We start from the raw sequence: 14920 nt of genomic DNA, 5'->3' as shown, positions 1-14920 counted from the left end.
AACTGCCCCTGGTTTAACGGAGTTTGTGATTTCGGTGCAGGCAGACAGTTGGGTGGCTCACTGGGTTCGATGCCAGTCGTATTTGTATTCGGCGGGCGGAACTCAGCCGAGGGCGGATCGCACGCTCCCGTGGCTCGTCGGGTACTTCCGTGGTGCTGGCACAGCAAGAACTCCACGAAACACAGAGCAGCTCAGAGCGAAGTGGCACGGGGCAAGTTGCCTGGGCAGCGCAACGGAACACCCCGGACAACCGCGAGGTTGGGCGGTTGTCCGAGGTGACCTGTGGCTTTGCCGGCATGGGCAGCGTCTGTCGCCGGGTACCTGGAAGTACCGCCGTTCCCTGCGAGTCCCCGCCCGTTCTGGCACGAGAATGGCTCGCGAGGTGGCCTCGCGAGCAGGGCCGCTCGGTATCGTGTCTGCCGCCGCCAAGCTATGTCGCGGGCTTAATGACTCACGCGGGCAGGTTCAGTTGCCAAGAGACGCCGAACTGATCGTTGACCAAGCCGAACTTGGTACTCAAGCCATGGTTTCTTGGCGGCATGAGCTCAGTGCCTTGCTCGACACCGTCTGTGTAGAGACGGTCGATCTCGGTCTGGTTGTCGTGTTGCACGAAAGGTGAGACCGCGGATACCGCAATGCGCCCGGTCGGCGGATGTTCACCTCCGTGTCGACGTATCGGTTAGAGGTTCGTGAAAGTTCGCCCGGCCCCGCTGTCGTCCGCCGGGCGATCACCCTCCCACACAGCCAAGTCGTAGCTCATGCCCGGAGGCTTCACGTCGAACCGACAGGCCAGCAATGCTGGTAGAGCCCGCAAGGTAGGCGCTCACCTTCGCGGTTCAGGTGTTCGCTGCTGCCCCGATGCTCGGACTCCACATCGCCGAGCCATGCCGCCGGCGCGTTGGATGTGCCGTCGTTCCCTTGGGTGACCTGGGGCTGTCGCTCCGGACGACTGTCATCACTGGTCGTCACAGGGCGTCACTGGTCACCCTTGGACGGCCCACGGACGGCCCAGAAACGGAGCGCTGCCGCAAGGCGCCTGGGGCCTCGGTCACCGGCAGCCCAGCAGGGGCGTCGGAGCCGGAGCCCTTACGCGGCAACGGTGCTCTGCCCACCAGGCCCGCGAGGTCTGAAACGCCATGGACGCCCGGCCGCGGGTGGGCGCCGTGCGTGACGGCGCGTCTTCCGTGTCACTCGTCCGCACCGTCGGAGGCGACGTCGAGCAGCCGTCCGCTGAGGCTGGGACCTGACACAGGTGCGGCGCACTGCCTCTTCGGGAACCGACCGGCGGATGGGATCACGGCACGGCGGCCACGCGCTGCCGAAGGAGGGAGAAGGTGTCTCCGCATGTCACACCACACCGCGATGGCGCCGGAGGCCACCTGGGTGGCCAGGTGGGCGGGAGCTCTGCTCTGTCTCGCGGTGGCCGCCATCCATGTCGTGGACCAAGGCGGCATGACGACGACGAGAGACCCCTACTATGTCGGCGTCGCCTACCACGTCCTGGAGATCGCGGCCGTGATCGCCGCCGTGCTGCTCCTCATCGGCCTCGTCCGACTGGGATGGCTCCTGGCAGCCGGGGTCGCCATCGGCCCCCTGCTGGGCTACATCCTCTCCAGGGGGACGGGACTCCCCGACTACAGCGACGACATCGGCAATTGGACGGAACCGCTCGGGCTGGTCAGCCTGGCCGTCGAAGGAGCCCTGCTCCTGTTGTCGGTTCTGCTCTTCGCGCGAAGCCTGCGCCGCAGAAACTGGTAAAGCTGCGCCCAGTAGCGCGTACACGCTCGTGCCCGGACTACGAGTGTGACCCACGACTAAGGGTCAGATTCGGGAAACATCGACGCCCGTGGCACGAGGAGTAGCGTGGATGGCGAGGCGAGTCCCATGATCGCACCGATTCCAGAAGACGGGTGATCCTCATGACCGGCTCCGATGCACGGCCTGTTTCCCGGCATCTGCCCAGTGGCGTTCACGAGGCCGTGCAGCCGGGGTGTGCGCTGCTCCGGCTGGAGACCACGGAGGCACGCGAAGGCGTCCTCGATGGTGCGTGGTGGCCGCGGTCGCGCGACATCGGTGCCGAGCTGCCCGCGCTGCTCAGCGCCCTCACCGGCCACCTCGGCCCCGTCACGCGCGTCGGGCTGGACGCCGCGGCCTGGGAAGGGCTCCCGACGCGGATCGTCGTCGAGGACCGGGTGGTGCACATCGACACCTTTCCGGTGGGCGACGACACCGTCCTGATCACTCGCGGCGATCAGGACATCTTCTCGCTGCTGGTGGTTCCGCCGGACACGGCACCCGAGGCCGCCCGCGCCGCGATGGCTCAGGCCGTCCGGGCCGACAACGTCACCCAGGCGGAACAGATTCTCATCGACACCGGAAGCGCACAGGTGCCGCCGGAGTGACGAGCGAGCCGCGGGCGGCGGAGCGGCACTGGACGACACCCGGTGAGGTCAGCCGCGCCACTCCACCAGGAGCAGCGTCGCGTCGTCCGAGGTGTGTCCGCCCCGCGCCCGCTTGAGCGTGTGGGACAAGGCGCGCGCCACTGACCGGATCCCGCGGCCGGTTCTCTCCAACTGGTTCACCCAGCCGATCAGCTGGCCCTCTCCGAACTGCTCTTCACCCATCGCGTGTTCCTCGATCAGTCCGTCGGTGAAGCAGAGGAGGCGGTCCCCCGGCTCCAGCTTCATCTCGCACATCTGCGGCTCCGGACCGCCGAAGCCGACAGGGAGGGTCGTCGGACCGGTCAGCCGGAGTGCTACACGGTGATCGCGGACGAGCATCGGTGACGGGTGCCCGGCGTTGACCCACTGAAGATGTCCCGTCGTGGTGTCCAGCTGCAGCATCTGCGCGGTGACGAAGTGCTCGGGACCGAACTGGTCCGCCACAGCACGGTCCATGAAGGCGTAGATCTCAGGCAGCCCGGTGCCGGCGCGGCGGGCGTGGCGGTAGGCACCGATGGCCACGGTGGCCATCGTGGCCGCGTCCAGGCCGTGGCCCATCGCGTCGATCATGGCCACGTGGAGGACGTCTCCGTTGAGGGCGTAGTCGAAGCTGTCCCCCGCCACGTCATAGGCGGGTTCCAGGATCCCGGCCACGGCGACCCGAGGCATGAGCATCGCCAGTGGCGGCAGCAGGGACCACTGGATCTCCGCGGCGACGCTCATCGGTTCACCGCGTCGGACACCGAAGAAAAGGTCGGAGTAGCCGTGCTTGGTCACCAGCAGGTCGGCCACCAGGCCGGCGATCCTGCGCAGTATGCGGCGGTCGTGGGCGTCGACGCTGTCCAACGTGACTGCCATGACCCCGACCTGGTCGCCGCCGTCCAGCAGCGGCAGGTGGACCCGCACGCCGTCGTCCTCGGGCAGCTCGACGGGGTGAGCGTCGAGAAAGCAGCGGCCCGCCACGGAGTCGTCGATCACCTGCGGTTCGCACTCCGTGAGGCCGTCGCCGGGCAGGGGTACCAGCAGCAGTTGTCCGTAGTCCTGCAGCAGCACCTGCGGTCGGCGGCCCCCGAGCCGCTCCATCACGTCGGCGACCAAGGGCCCGATGAGATGGGGCGGCAGTTCATGCGCGCGATCGAGGATCTCGCCCAGCAGAGCTTCCCCGAAGCTCTCGGAGCGGTCCGCGCGCCGTCCGGTCGTCATCCACTCACCCGCCACGGGCCGGGCCGGTCAGGGCGGCGGGCTGGGACGACGCAGGGTCTGCCGGTGTCATCGCTCCATCGAGGGGTCGTAGACGCCCGGATCGGCCCGGGCACGTGGGCCCGACCGGATCGGGCTGCTCATCTGAGTCCGGCTCCTCCTTCCGACTCCCATGTGTCCTGGCCGTCGGAGCCGCACTCGGCGAGTGCGAGCAGGCGCGGAGCCGACAGCGAGTTCCGGGGGTCGGCGGCAGCGATCAGCAGCCCGGCAGCCGTTTTGGCCGGCTCGTCCGGTGGGATCACCAGCAGTTCCCAGCGTCCCACGGTGCCGCAGTCCACGGTGATGGCATGCGCCTCGGCGGCGAGGTCGGTCAGGTCCACCTCGATCACATGCCCGGGCGCCATCACCTTCTGCGGGGCATCGGGCCAGGCGGCGGTCCCCACGGTGACGTGGATGACGGTGCCGACGCTCGGATCCAGGGAGTCGACCAGCGCGGGCAGCTCCAGTTCCAGTTCGGCGCAACGCGGCCACCACGCTCCGTCCAGCGGGCCGTGGCTGGCGTCCCGCGTGAGGCGCAGCCGGGGCAAGGGCATCCGGTAGGTGTGTCCGTCAGCTGGTGCCGGACCCTCGGCGGGCTTGGTGATGGCGTCCATCGTGCGATCCCGTCCCGGGCGGCTTGCGGCTGCCCGTGTCCATCCCTCGCCGGGAACGGCGCCGCCGTGGTCGTGCGCCCTAAAAGCTCTCGGTACCTGCCAGGTTACTCCCGGCCGTCGCGGGCGGCGCGGTGTGCAGCCGTCGCGCGGAGATACGTCCGTACGGCAGACGACGGGTGGCGTGACCGCCGTGGCCGGTACGAACGCCGGCTCGTCGCCCCTCCGTCACATCATCGGCGTGCCGGGGACAGCCCTTCGACAGGCAGGCTCAACAGGCAGGGGGCGACGGGGCCGGGCAGCCCGACGACCTCACCCATGTTCTGCCAGCCCCAGGACGAGAAGGCGGCTTGTCCTGCCTGGTCGGCAGGATGCAGCAGGGTGACCCCGAGGGAGGAGTGCAGGTCTGTGAGCAGACGCTGTTGCAGGCGGCGGGCGATATCGCGCTGCTGAGCGTGCGGATGGGCCACGACCTGGGTGAGGACGACGAACCGCGCGCGGGAGGTGAGCCGCTGGATGGTCTCCTGGAGCGTTCCGTCGAACCCCCGCCGGCCGGAGCCGTCAGGGCCCACCGGAAAACCGAAGGCGCAACCGACCAGCACCGTCGTCTCGGCGACCAGCAGCGCGAAGCCGGGGCGGTGGGCCATGACCGCCAAGCGGCGCAGGAAGTCTCCACGGTCGTGGTACGCCTCGCCGGGGGTGCCCGCGACAGACTCCGCGGCCAGGTCCGCGATGTCCTCGCACATGTCTTCGGCCTGCCAGCGGGTCAGCCGGCGAAGGCGGATCGCGTCCTTGAGGACCGGCTGATCCGGCCGACGAGCGGGGTCCTCGGGCGCCCGCGTCGCGGTACTCATGAGGTCGCCGGGTGCGGTGGGCGGCACGGGGCTCACAGGAGCCGCAAGGAGCAGCGAAGCGGATCCGGTGACAGCGAGGAGCCGGGTGATCTGCGCGCACGGGTGATGCAGCCGCAGGGAGGCGTGAACCCGGCCGGCGCGCCGTGACGCCGACAGGAGGACGTCCAAGCCCCTGGCGTCGCAGGAGCCGACCGTGGTCAGGTCGATGTCGATCACGGTGACACCGTCCAGCAGACACTGCTCCAATGCGGCCCGCAGCAGCGGCGTCGTGGCCGGTCCGATGTCACCGGCGAGCGTGACGAGCGTCCGCTCCCCTCGGTTCCGCCGACGGATGTCCAGCCGGGGAAAGGCCATCACGCTTCCCCTCGGCCGGGGCGTGGACCAGCGCGGGTGCTCAGCGCGGCCCCAGCCATGACGAGCTTGCGTGGATTCGACCGCGGCGGACATGATGCCGACCCGTCTCCGCGCCGACCGCTGGGGGCGGCCCGGGTTCGTCTCTCGCCGAGGACGACCCGGCGCGGCGGCCGGAGTGCGTGGTGCCCTCGGTACGTCAACCCTACGTCGCCTGCGACGGGAAGCGGCTGCGCCGAGGGTGCCAGGAGTACGGTGGGGAGGGTCGAGGGTACTTCGTACACCGGTGACAGGGCTGGTCTCGTCCTCGGCGCGCGGCTCGGTAGGGGCCGCGTGACACCTCACGGGCCGTTTCCAGCCCGGGACAGGTTCCGCCCGATGACCACCGAATCCCTGCACTCACCGTACTCATCCCTGACCTTGGACGTTCCGGATGCCCCTCCCGCCGGGGGCAGGGTCGAGGTCCGCATCGTCTCCATGGACGCCGAAGCGGCCCGGCACGTCGCGGACGCTCTCCGGCTGCTGTTCGCCGGGGGCGAGCAACGCAGTTACCCGGCCTTCCCGTCGGGGAGAGGGACGCGTCTGCACCTCACGCTCGACCCCGAGCGGGGCGCCGGCCCGCTCCGCTCCTGGCTGGAGGCCAGCAGGCCGCCGGTCGACCGGACGCATCCGGGCGAGACGGCGTCATGCGTGTGGCCGCCGGGCGGGCCGTCGCCCGCCGAACCCCCGACCGTGGCGAGTCCCCCACCCCTACCGCCCCAGGAGTCCTCATGACCACCACCCTTTCGCTTCACCCGCCTTCCGCCCGGCTCCGGCTGGGGGAGCAGTCCCAGGACGGCTCGGCCCGGCGTATCGACGGGGCCTGGTGGCCGAGGTCCTACGACCTGACCGCCGAGCTCCCCGGACTGCTCGCCGGGCTGCCGCACCGCTGGGGGCACATCAGCAGCGTTCTCGTGAACGGGGCGATGTGGTCGCTTTCCGGGGACGGGACGCTCATCGAGGACCAGAGGGTGCACCTGCGCCGGACGGACTTGCCGCGAGCCGAACACACCATCTGCCTGCTCGCTCCCGGGTACGGCCGCTGGGACCTGCTCGTCGTGCCACCCGCCGCCACGGAGGAGGAGGCCGAGCGGCTCATGGAGACGGCCACGGCGCCCGCCCCGCTTGCGGGGCGCACTGCCTGATCTGGACGGGCCGGCCTGTGCAGGTGCGCTGCCGTGCCTCACAGGCCACCGCAGCGGCCTGCAGCGTGCTCAGACTTCCCCGACGACAGGGCGTTTGAAGCATCAGGTCTTGAGGCGGCTGACTGTGACGCGTTGGCCCTTCAGCGGGGGCAGGTTGCGCACGCAGAAATGATGTACTTCGGCAGGCGCGACGCCTCCGGAAGACCAACTTGGCGACATCGTCGTACGGTTATCAGCACATGACCAGCGACCGTGACCGGGCCATCGCCGACCGGCTCGGGGCCATGATCCGGGGCGGTGGGGGAGCGGCTTCGGACTCCTCCGGAGAGGGAGGGCCGGCCTGTTGTCCGTGCAGGTCAGAGGAGCCCCGGCATGATTCTTGATCCGGCTTGTGCTGCTGCTCGGGCATCCGCGCACGCATCGCTCACGCATGGCCTGCTCGGCGGTTCTGCGGCGACCGACTCCAGAGCAATGGCCGCTCGACTCGTCGTGCCAGACCTGTGCCAGGTCGGGCGGGGAGCCACGGGGAATCGCGAATGACCGGCCACCAGCGCCTGCCGCCGGAAGGGCGCTTCCCTGCAGGTCAAGCACCTGACATGGCCCTGAAGGCAGTGTTTGGAAAGTTGATGTGGGCCTTGCGTCCGGCATAACCTCACGGAATGGTGCAGAGCGAGGCCAGCGACGTCGACGGCTACCTGACTGAGGTTCCTGAGGAACGCAGGGCCATGCTGACCAAGATGCGGCAGCTGTGCCGAGAGGAGCTGGTGGGCTTCGACGAGGTCATGGCGTACGGGATGCCCGCATATGAGCGGGACGGCGCCTGCGAGATCGCGTTTGCCAGCCAGAAGCAATACATCTCCTTCTATCTCATGCGCAGTGACGTCCGTGAGGCATTCGAGAAACGGCTGGCCGGGCAAGACATGGGCAAGGGCTGTCTGCGGTTCCGCAGGCCGGAGAACATCGACTTCGGCTTGCTGCGGGATCTGCTCAAGGCCACTGCGACCCGGCCCGGCCAGATCTGCTGATGCCGCCAGGCACCGGGGTGCCGCCTCGGACGAGTCAGCAAAATGGAACGATCTTTCACTGGTATTGCCCCGGTAGGGCGTAGGGCTTCGGCGTAGTTTGCTGTCGTCCGTTTTGATCATGTGAGGCCGAGAAGGGCAAGGGGCCGGGTTTGGTCTCGGGCTGCCCGTCGGAGGCCGGAGGCGATGTTGCGGGCGCCGGTCAGGCGGAGAGCTCCGATCGCGAGGTTTCTGCAGGTGGCCATCGCTCTGGGGGTGTTTCCGGTCCGCAGCTGGGAGGCGTCCTCGGCGAAGGTGACGTCCCTGACGTCCCTGACGTGGTGCAGGGCTTCGACGGTCCAGTGCCCTCGGATCAGTCGGGCGAGCTGAGCCGGGCCGGCCTGCTCGGCGGTGAGGCTGGTGACCGCGTAGACGGTCTTGAGGCTGATCTTCCCGGTCTTGCGGTGGACGCGGCGGCGGACGATCTGGACGGCCTGGCGGGCGCCGGGGAAGAGCAGGTTGTTGACCGTGCACACCTTCAGCCGGCGGATCTCCTGGCGGCCGCGACCGGTCGCACGGGTCCTGTCCTGCAGTGGGATCGGCGTCCAGGGAAGGGACTTGAGCTGCCGACGGAGCTTCTTCGTGTTGCGCTTGGCGATCACGATGTAGTGGGCCTGCCGGTCGAGCAGGTAGACGGCGTGGTCATGCTGGGTGTGCATCGCGTCGCTGGTGACGACTGTGCCGGCCAGATCCCCGAGGGTGTCGAGCAGAGGCCGGAAGCGGGTGATCTCGTTGGTCTTCTCACCGACGTCCATCTGGGCCAGGACCAGTGCGTTCACGTGGTCGCAGGCGGCCAGGAGGTGGATCTTCCGTCCCTTCGCGCGGGGCGCACCCCGCAGCGACTTCCCGTCGACCGCGAGCCCTCGCAGCCCTTGTCCCCTGGTCTGCCGGTCCGCGGGCCAGGCTCCGACCGCCCGGTCCAGGGCGTCCGCGTCGATTCTGGCGAGCAGTCGCCGGATCGTGGATTCCGCGGGCCAGGACCGTTTCGGGACCAGCGGGTCGACGGCCGTGCCGAGCCGTTCGAGCAGGGCCGGCGGTGCGTCGGCCAACCATTCACTCACCGCGAGCAGGGATCGCGCTCCGGCGAGGACCGCGCAGGCCGTCAGTGCCAGGAGCGTCACGAGAGGGTGCCGTACTCCCCGCGGATCCCGCGGGTCCGGGACCTGCGCGAGGCGTTCGAGCAGATCCGGAAGATCGCTCCCGGACACTTCCGGATGCGGTCTGAGCTGTTCAAAGGCAGGGGAGATCAGAGATGATGCGTCGGCAGGCACGGGCAGTCCAAGGTCACAGAGCGTAGAGAACTCCATGATCGCGGACGTCCGTGCCTGCTGTGTACCGAACCCCGCCCAACATGACGAGACGTCAGCAACCGGACGTCAGCCGACTACGCCGAAGTCCTGACCGAAGAGGGCGCGGTAGTACGCGACTTCCGGTTCGCGCTCCATCCAGATGCTGCCGGTGGGGTCTCCGTTGTTGCGTTGTCGGACCATCCGGTTGGTTTCCGCTGCACTTCGAGATGCACGACGAATGGATCGCCTTACCTCGCCGCCACCTCCCCGAAGGGGATATGGGTGATATCTACCGTAAGCTCTCTTTGGTTCCTCCGCGCTACCCAACGCACCGAAATGCAACCGCCAGTTGATCCCCAACACCATGACGAGGGACACTACCTGGCGGATGCGTGTTCCCGACCGAGTGGCACTCGCTTCGGTATCCTCCCGTGCAGGTCATCGGAGGCCATTTACCCAAAGATTACTGGGCAGTTGACCTCAGGGTTTCGTGGTAGCGTCCTTGTTCGGAGGGACAGTGCAACCTGAAAGGGAAATCGTGAACACGGAGAAGATCGCCGCTCGCCGCCTCTCGCTGGAAGAGGTGACGAAGCTCGGCGTGAAGGACAGGCTCTTCGTTTCCGCCGACACGGCAGAACTCAAGCTTCCCGACTGCTATGTCCCTGCTTTTCTGACCAAGTCCGGTGAGAATTTCGAGGGCGGCTCGATCACGGCGAGAACCGTATTCCAGGAAGAGGTCTCCTGCCTTCCCGACGACGAGAATGAAGCCGGAATCTACTTGGCCGACGAGAACGGCTCGGTGACCATCGAGGTCCTCCAGTCCGCCGGTGTCGTGCTGGACCTGGCACTTTTCGTCCCTGGCGGGGACAAGGGGGCCCTCACGGCCCTTTACGCTGCGGCCCGGCAGGCGTTCGGCGCCGACATCGTGCAGATCTGGCGCCAGGGACTCAAGGAGGTTCCCGACGTGAAGGTCGACATCTTCGAGGAGCAGATTCCCCGGGGGCGCAAGGGGAGCGACAGCCCCAAGCGTGACCGTCGCGCGATCGACACCTACCCCACCCGTGCGGACTTCATCGAGTTCTCCGCGGGGTGGAAGCCGGTCGTTGAGATTCACAGGCCGATTGTTGACAACACCCCGACCATCTGAGGCGGCGTTACCTCTCGGTCTCGGCCTGAGGGAACGCCGAGAACGCATGCGCCGGACCCGGTCGACCCCTTAGCGGCCCAGGGAGTCGTCGGAAAATAACTCACGAACGCCGAACGCCGTTCCACTCGATGACCTCGCGAGACAGCCCGCCTGACCAAGATCAAAGCCTGAAGTTATTCTGCGACAGCCCTCAGGGCTTCGGCGTAGTCGAGTGACGTCCACTTCGTGCTCAGGCGAGGCCGAGGAGCGTGAGGGGTCGGCGGGCGTCACGCGCATTGCGGCGACGGCCGGAGACGATGTTCTTCGCGCCGTTGAGTCGCAGGGCGCCGACCGCGAGGTTGCGCCAGGTCGCCATAGCGCGGGGTGCGCTGTCGGTCCGCCACCGCGCACGCGGTCAGGTCGAGGACGACGGCCGGCGCGTGCCGCACTCCTCGCAGCCGGATCATCTGCCATCAGAAGTCATCCGCTTACCGATCAACGGGCTTGTCGCGTCGAACAAGGGTCTTGATCGGGTGATCACGGCCGGTCGGTGCATGAAGGCAGGGCCTCACGGTAGCTCGGGGTTGTCGAAGCCAACGAGCACCAGGAGGCCCTGTTGCTGCAGTCTTTCGCGCTCGCACCGGTGGAGTCCAACTCGCCGTCCCTGTTGTGTGACTGCCTCGCGCACAGGTTCGGCACACGCGGTGGCAATAGCTCTCCGGCCGGCCGCCCCGTCCCTCAAGCCACGCGGGCACCGGCAGGACCGCCCGGACGACCTGCCATTCGGCGTCCGTCATGTCTGATCCGTAACACCGCACGCGCTCCGGCCCGTCTGCTGCGTAATGGGCCAATCTGCCTGCGGATTTTCGCCGTACCGGCGGGTGCACGCCTTCGCCCGCCGCTGGCAGGTAACGGGGCTGCTTGCCGAGTCGCACGACCGGCTGCGCGACCGCGTGCGGCAGAAGGAAGGCCGGACGGTGGACCCGACCGCCGCGATCGTGGACTCGCGTCACTGCGGGCAGCGGCGAACATCCCGCGCTCCACGTCCGGCTGGGACGGCGGGAAGAAGGTAGGCGGCCGCAAGCGCCACCTGGTGGTGGACTGCCTCGGCCTGGTCCTGGCCGTCGCGGTGACCGCGGCAAACGTGCAGGACCGTGACGCCGCGGTGCCCCTGCTCGAGCGGCTCCGACGCCGATACTTTTCCATCCGTCTTGTCTGGGCGGACGGCGGATACGCCGGGAGCCTGGTCGGCTGGGCCCGCGACAAACTCCGGCTCACCCTGGAGATCGTCAAACGGACTGATGACGTGACGGGGTTCGTGGTACTGCCGCGCCGGTGGGTGGTGGAGAGAACGCTGAGCTGGCTGATGCGCTCGCGCCGCCCGGCGCGCGACTACGAGAAACTGCCCTCCATGCACGAGGCCATGGTGTTGTGGTCGATGACCATGCTCATGAGCCGCCGCCTGGCCGGACGCCGCCCCGGTGTCTTCAGCCGGCCGGCGCCGTGAGCGCGGTGAAGACCCCCGGCCGCACCTGGAGGGCCCACCCCCGCTCCACCAGGCGCTTCGCTTTCGACCGCAGTCCCTCGACCTTCGCGGGGACCACCTCAAGCCCCAGAGCCCTGGCCAACTGCTGACAGCGCAGACCCTCCCGGCCTGCCTCCGACTCCAGCACCGACACGATCCGCCGGTAATCCGGCGCGAGCACCGACACCGCCATGCCATCGGCCCGGTGCGGCACCGGCGCCCCCGCCACCGAGCCCCGCGCCGGCTCCACGACCGCCGAAGACGGTCCGGCCAGCACCTCGGCCACCGTCACCCGGGCGTTCACCAGCCGATCAAGTGCACGTTCCGCCTCACAGAGCGCGGCCTGCACCCGCTCGGCCTCCTCCCGCAATCGCGCAATATCTTCCCGGACCTTCTTCTCCCGGGCCTCCAGTAGACCGAGCACTGACGGCACCAGCCACCCCCCACGAACGAGACGAACGGACGAACCACGCCCATATCTCCCGCCTCCGACCGGAGTTCATGCCCACCCGCCCCGAACCAACCGATCACGTTCGGAAAGCGGATGGCGTCTCAGCCCGAACGCCCAGCCCAGCCGCTCATCCCATGCACGAGCGCCGTCCGCATCCGCACCTGTCTCTTCAGCCACGCAGGGGGCATCCCCCGGCACCGTCGGCTGGCTCCGCCCGACGGTGCGGAGACGCAGGCCACCGAGGCGCAATGGACATGAGACAGGAACCGTCCGCTCGCGCTCCCTTCACCGCAAGTGGTCACGAAACGGACGTCCGCCGACTACGCCGAAGCCCTGGGACCGCATGTACCGCCGACCGGCTGACGGTCGGACATGCCGGGGACAAGGGCTTGGCAAGCCGTTGCCGGGGCTGCATCCCGTTGCATGCGTGTCCACACCGGCGCCGCGAGGTCGTCGTTAGTGCGGGCGGGTAGGCGGCCGGCTCGCGCCAGGGTCATGCCCGTCAAGGAAGGAGCAACCCGGCTTGCCGGCCCTCCACGGATGCGTGAGCGTAGGTGATCGGAGAGTGACGAGGGACGGGGAGGCGGAATGGTGGGTGTGCTCCGGCGCGTGGCGCGGCCCGTCTGGCAGGGCGCCGGGAAGCTGACCACGCCGTTGCTGCCTGATGACTTTCTGACGGTCATCGATCCCCTATGGTCGGCCAGGTGGCCAGCGGGCCGGGTGGAGGTGGTCCGGGCGGAGACAGCGGACGCGACGACGCTCGTGGTGCGGACGGGGCGCGGCTGGTCGGGACATCGCGCGGCCGGGCAGTACGTGCCGGTGGGAGTGGGCATCGAAGGCGTACTGCACTGGCGGACGTACTCGATCACGACCCCGCCGGACGGCTCCGGGCGTTTCGCGATCACCGTGCGGGCGGTCCCGGACGGGCGGGTGTCCCGGCACCTGGCCCACCGGGTCCAGCCCGGGGAAACCCTGCGCCTGGGCCCTGTCCAGGGGGATTTCGTGCTGCCCGTCCCGCCACCCACGCGCCTGTTGTTCCTGACCGGCGGCATTGGCATCACTCCCGTGGTGGCCATGCTGCGCGCGCTCGCCGGGCGCACGGGCCGCCGCCCGGACACCATGCTGGTGCACAGCTCGTCGGACGCCGACCGTGTGGTCTTCGGCGGTGAGCTCCATGCCATGGCCGCCCGCGAGAGTTGGTTCACGCTGTACGAACACCACACCCGCCGGGAAGGGCGGCTGGATCGGGTGCGCCTGGGCGCTGTGTGCCCTGACTGGGTGGAGCGCGAGACCTGGGCCTGCGGGCCGGAAGGGCTGCTGGCGTTCGCCGAGCGGACCTGGCGCGACGCGGATGCCCGGCACCGGCTGAACCTTGAGCGGTTCCGGCCGCCGTCACCGGCCGCGCCTGGCAGTGGATCGGGCGGGCAGGGCGGGCGGGTGCGCTTCACCCGCAGCGGTGTCGAGACGGACGCCGGTGCCGCCACGCCCCTGCTGGACGTCGGCGAGGCGGTGGGTGTCGTCATGCCCAGCGGCTGCCGTATGGGCATCTGCCACAGCTGCGTCAGCCCGCTGTCCGCCGGCCGGGTCCGCGACCTGCGGACCGGCGACGTACACGGCGAGCCGGGCGACCTGATCCAGACCTGCGTCTCGGCCGCCTGTGGACCCGTGCGCATCGACCTGTAGAGGCGATCTGTCGAGCCTTGAGGAAGGGGAGAACCAGTGGCCGCTGCGCTAGCTCTTGCGCCGCCCGAAGCCGACGCCTTCGGGCAGGAACTGGACCACATCCGCGCCGAGGTGCTGGCCGAGCGCGGCGCCGAGGACGCCCGCTACATCCGTACCCTCATCAGGGTGCACCGCGCCCTGGAAGTCGGCGGCCGGGCCGTACTGGCCGTCTCCCTTCTGCCGCCCGCCTGGATGGCCGGGACGGCGATGCTCACCACCGCCAAGATCCTGGAGAACATGGAGCTGGGCCACAACATCCTGCACGGCCAGTGGGACTGGATGCGCGACCCTGCCATCCACTCCACCACATGGGAATGGGACTTCCCCACTCCGGCCGCCGCCTGGAAGCACACCCACAACGACCTGCACCACACCTGGACCAACGTGGTGGGCCGGGACCGGGACCTGGGCTACGTGGCCATGCGGATGAGCATGGACCAGCCCTGGCGCCCCGTCCATCTCCTCCAGCCCTGCTACGGCGGGCCGCTGCTGGCACCGCTCTTCGACTGGGCCATCGCGCTGTACGACCTGGAGCCCGAGGCAGTCGTCCAGGGCCGCAAGTCCGTGCGCGCGTTCCTGTGCGACCTCGAAGGTGTGGCCCGCAAGGCGGCACGGCAGTTCACTAAGGACTACGTCCTGTTCCCGCTGCTGGCCGGCCCGTCCGCCCTGTCCTGCCTGCTCGGCAACCTCACAGCCAACGTCACCCGCAACATCTGGGCGCACACCGTCATCTTCTGCGGCCACTTCCCCGCCGGTGCAGAATCCTTCACCGAGGACGAGATCGAGGGCGAGTCGCGCGGCGAGTGGTACGTACGGCAGGCACTCGGCTCGGCGAACATCGACGGCGGCCCTCTCCTGCACATCCTCACCGGCAACCTCAGCCACCAGATCGAGCACCACCTATTCCCCGACCTGCCCAGCAACCGCTATGCCGAGATCGCTCCCCGGGTGCGCAAGCTATGTGAGAAGTACGGCATCCCGTACACCACCGGCCCGCTGCTGCGCCAGTACGCCTCCACCTGGGCCCGCATCTGGCGCATGGCGATCCCGTAACACCCCCGTACCA

The 14920-nt window shown here is 68.9% G+C and carries 16 protein-coding genes; 9 read left to right on the top strand and 7 right to left on the bottom strand.

The window, feature by feature from the left end:
* Positions 1–451: 451 nt before the first annotated feature.
* Positions 452–637 (bottom strand): VOC family protein, encoded by a 186-nt coding sequence (locus ACFY3J_RS34310; RefSeq protein ID WP_390842484.1) that lies wholly within the window; start codon positions 635–637, stop codon positions 452–454.
* Positions 638–1344: 707 nt separating this feature from the next.
* Between ACFY3J_RS34310 and ACFY3J_RS34305 the strand changes: the two genes are divergently transcribed.
* Both ACFY3J_RS34305 and ACFY3J_RS34300 read left to right on the top strand, forming a co-directional pair.
* The gene (locus ACFY3J_RS34305) at positions 1345–1758 is read left to right on the top strand and encodes a hypothetical protein (RefSeq protein WP_390842467.1); all 414 of its coding nucleotides are present in this window, start codon (positions 1345–1347) and stop codon (positions 1756–1758) included.
* Positions 1759–1919: 161 nt separating this feature from the next.
* Positions 1920–2402: a DUF5994 family protein gene (locus ACFY3J_RS34300; RefSeq protein WP_384178674.1), complete on the top strand. Its 483-nt coding sequence runs from the start codon at positions 1920–1922 to the stop codon at positions 2400–2402.
* 48 nt (positions 2403–2450) lie between these two features.
* Here ACFY3J_RS34300 and ACFY3J_RS34295 read toward each other — a convergent pair whose 3' ends face one another.
* From ACFY3J_RS34295 to ACFY3J_RS34285, 3 genes are all read right to left on the bottom strand, one after another.
* A complete protein-coding gene (locus ACFY3J_RS34295) occupies positions 2451–3644 on the bottom strand; it encodes a PP2C family protein-serine/threonine phosphatase (protein WP_390842466.1) in 1194 nt (397 codons plus the stop codon).
* Positions 3645–3781: 137 nt separating this feature from the next.
* Positions 3782–4294 carry a DUF5994 family protein gene (locus ACFY3J_RS34290; RefSeq protein ID WP_384178678.1) on the bottom strand — a complete coding sequence of 171 codons (513 nt, stop codon included), beginning with the start codon at positions 4292–4294 and terminating at the stop codon, positions 3782–3784.
* A gap of 230 nt (positions 4295–4524) precedes the next feature.
* A complete protein-coding gene (locus ACFY3J_RS34285; protein WP_384178680.1) occupies positions 4525–5499 on the bottom strand; it encodes an STAS domain-containing protein in 975 nt (324 codons plus the stop codon).
* A 375-nt stretch (positions 5500–5874) separates the two neighbouring features.
* On the opposite strand from ACFY3J_RS34285, the gene ACFY3J_RS34280 reads away from it, so the two are divergent.
* The 3 genes from ACFY3J_RS34280 to ACFY3J_RS34270 all read left to right on the top strand — a co-directional run bounded on the left by ACFY3J_RS34280 (position 5875) and on the right by ACFY3J_RS34270 (position 7705).
* Positions 5875–6270 (top strand): hypothetical protein, encoded by a 396-nt coding sequence (locus tag ACFY3J_RS34280; RefSeq protein ID WP_384178682.1) that lies wholly within the window; start codon positions 5875–5877, stop codon positions 6268–6270.
* Positions 6267–6680 carry a DUF5994 family protein gene (locus ACFY3J_RS34275; RefSeq protein WP_384178684.1) on the top strand — a complete coding sequence of 138 codons (414 nt, stop codon included), beginning with the start codon at positions 6267–6269 and terminating at the stop codon, positions 6678–6680. The genes ACFY3J_RS34280 and ACFY3J_RS34275 overlap by 4 nt, the downstream gene beginning before the upstream one ends.
* 659 nt (positions 6681–7339) lie before the next feature.
* The gene (locus ACFY3J_RS34270; protein WP_384178686.1) at positions 7340–7705 is read left to right on the top strand and encodes an iron chaperone; all 366 of its coding nucleotides are present in this window, start codon (positions 7340–7342) and stop codon (positions 7703–7705) included.
* Between the two features lie 116 nt (positions 7706–7821).
* On the opposite strand, the gene ACFY3J_RS34265 is transcribed toward ACFY3J_RS34270, so the two are convergent.
* Positions 7822–9048, bottom strand: coding sequence for an ISAs1 family transposase (locus ACFY3J_RS34265; RefSeq protein ID WP_390842465.1), 1227 nt, complete (start codon positions 9046–9048; stop codon positions 7822–7824).
* Positions 9049–9568: 520 nt separating this feature from the next.
* Here ACFY3J_RS34265 and ACFY3J_RS34260 point away from each other — a divergent pair.
* Positions 9569–10177 (top strand): hypothetical protein, encoded by a 609-nt coding sequence (locus ACFY3J_RS34260; RefSeq protein WP_365429824.1) that lies wholly within the window; start codon positions 9569–9571, stop codon positions 10175–10177.
* Between the two features lie 229 nt (positions 10178–10406).
* On the opposite strand, the gene ACFY3J_RS34255 is transcribed toward ACFY3J_RS34260, so the two are convergent.
* Complete coding sequence (locus ACFY3J_RS34255) at positions 10407–10532, bottom strand: hypothetical protein (RefSeq protein WP_384178690.1); 126 nt, start codon at positions 10530–10532, stop codon at positions 10407–10409.
* 717 nt (positions 10533–11249) lie between these two features.
* Here ACFY3J_RS34255 and ACFY3J_RS34250 point away from each other — a divergent pair.
* The gene (locus ACFY3J_RS34250) at positions 11250–11663 is read left to right on the top strand and encodes a transposase (RefSeq protein ID WP_384178692.1); all 414 of its coding nucleotides are present in this window, start codon (positions 11250–11252) and stop codon (positions 11661–11663) included.
* Here the strand turns inward: ACFY3J_RS34250 and ACFY3J_RS34245 are convergent.
* Complete coding sequence (locus ACFY3J_RS34245) at positions 11644–12114, bottom strand: hypothetical protein (RefSeq protein WP_390842464.1); 471 nt, start codon at positions 12112–12114, stop codon at positions 11644–11646. The genes ACFY3J_RS34250 and ACFY3J_RS34245 overlap by 20 nt on opposite strands.
* A 606-nt stretch (positions 12115–12720) precedes the next feature.
* Between ACFY3J_RS34245 and ACFY3J_RS34240 the strand changes: the two genes are divergently transcribed.
* Both ACFY3J_RS34240 and ACFY3J_RS34235 read left to right on the top strand, forming a co-directional pair.
* The gene (locus tag ACFY3J_RS34240; protein ID WP_384178696.1) at positions 12721–13815 is read left to right on the top strand and encodes a ferredoxin reductase; all 1095 of its coding nucleotides are present in this window, start codon (positions 12721–12723) and stop codon (positions 13813–13815) included.
* Positions 13816–13851: 36 nt separating this feature from the next.
* Positions 13852–14907, top strand: coding sequence for a fatty acid desaturase family protein (locus ACFY3J_RS34235; RefSeq protein WP_390842463.1), 1056 nt, complete (start codon positions 13852–13854; stop codon positions 14905–14907).
* Positions 14908–14920: the final 13 nt, after the last annotated feature.

Origin of the sequence: Streptomyces sp. NPDC001231 (assembly GCF_042896885.1) — a bacterium.
Lineage (GTDB): Bacteria > Actinomycetota > Actinomycetes > Streptomycetales > Streptomycetaceae > Streptomyces.
This window is presented reverse-complemented; position numbering and strand designations above follow the sequence as displayed.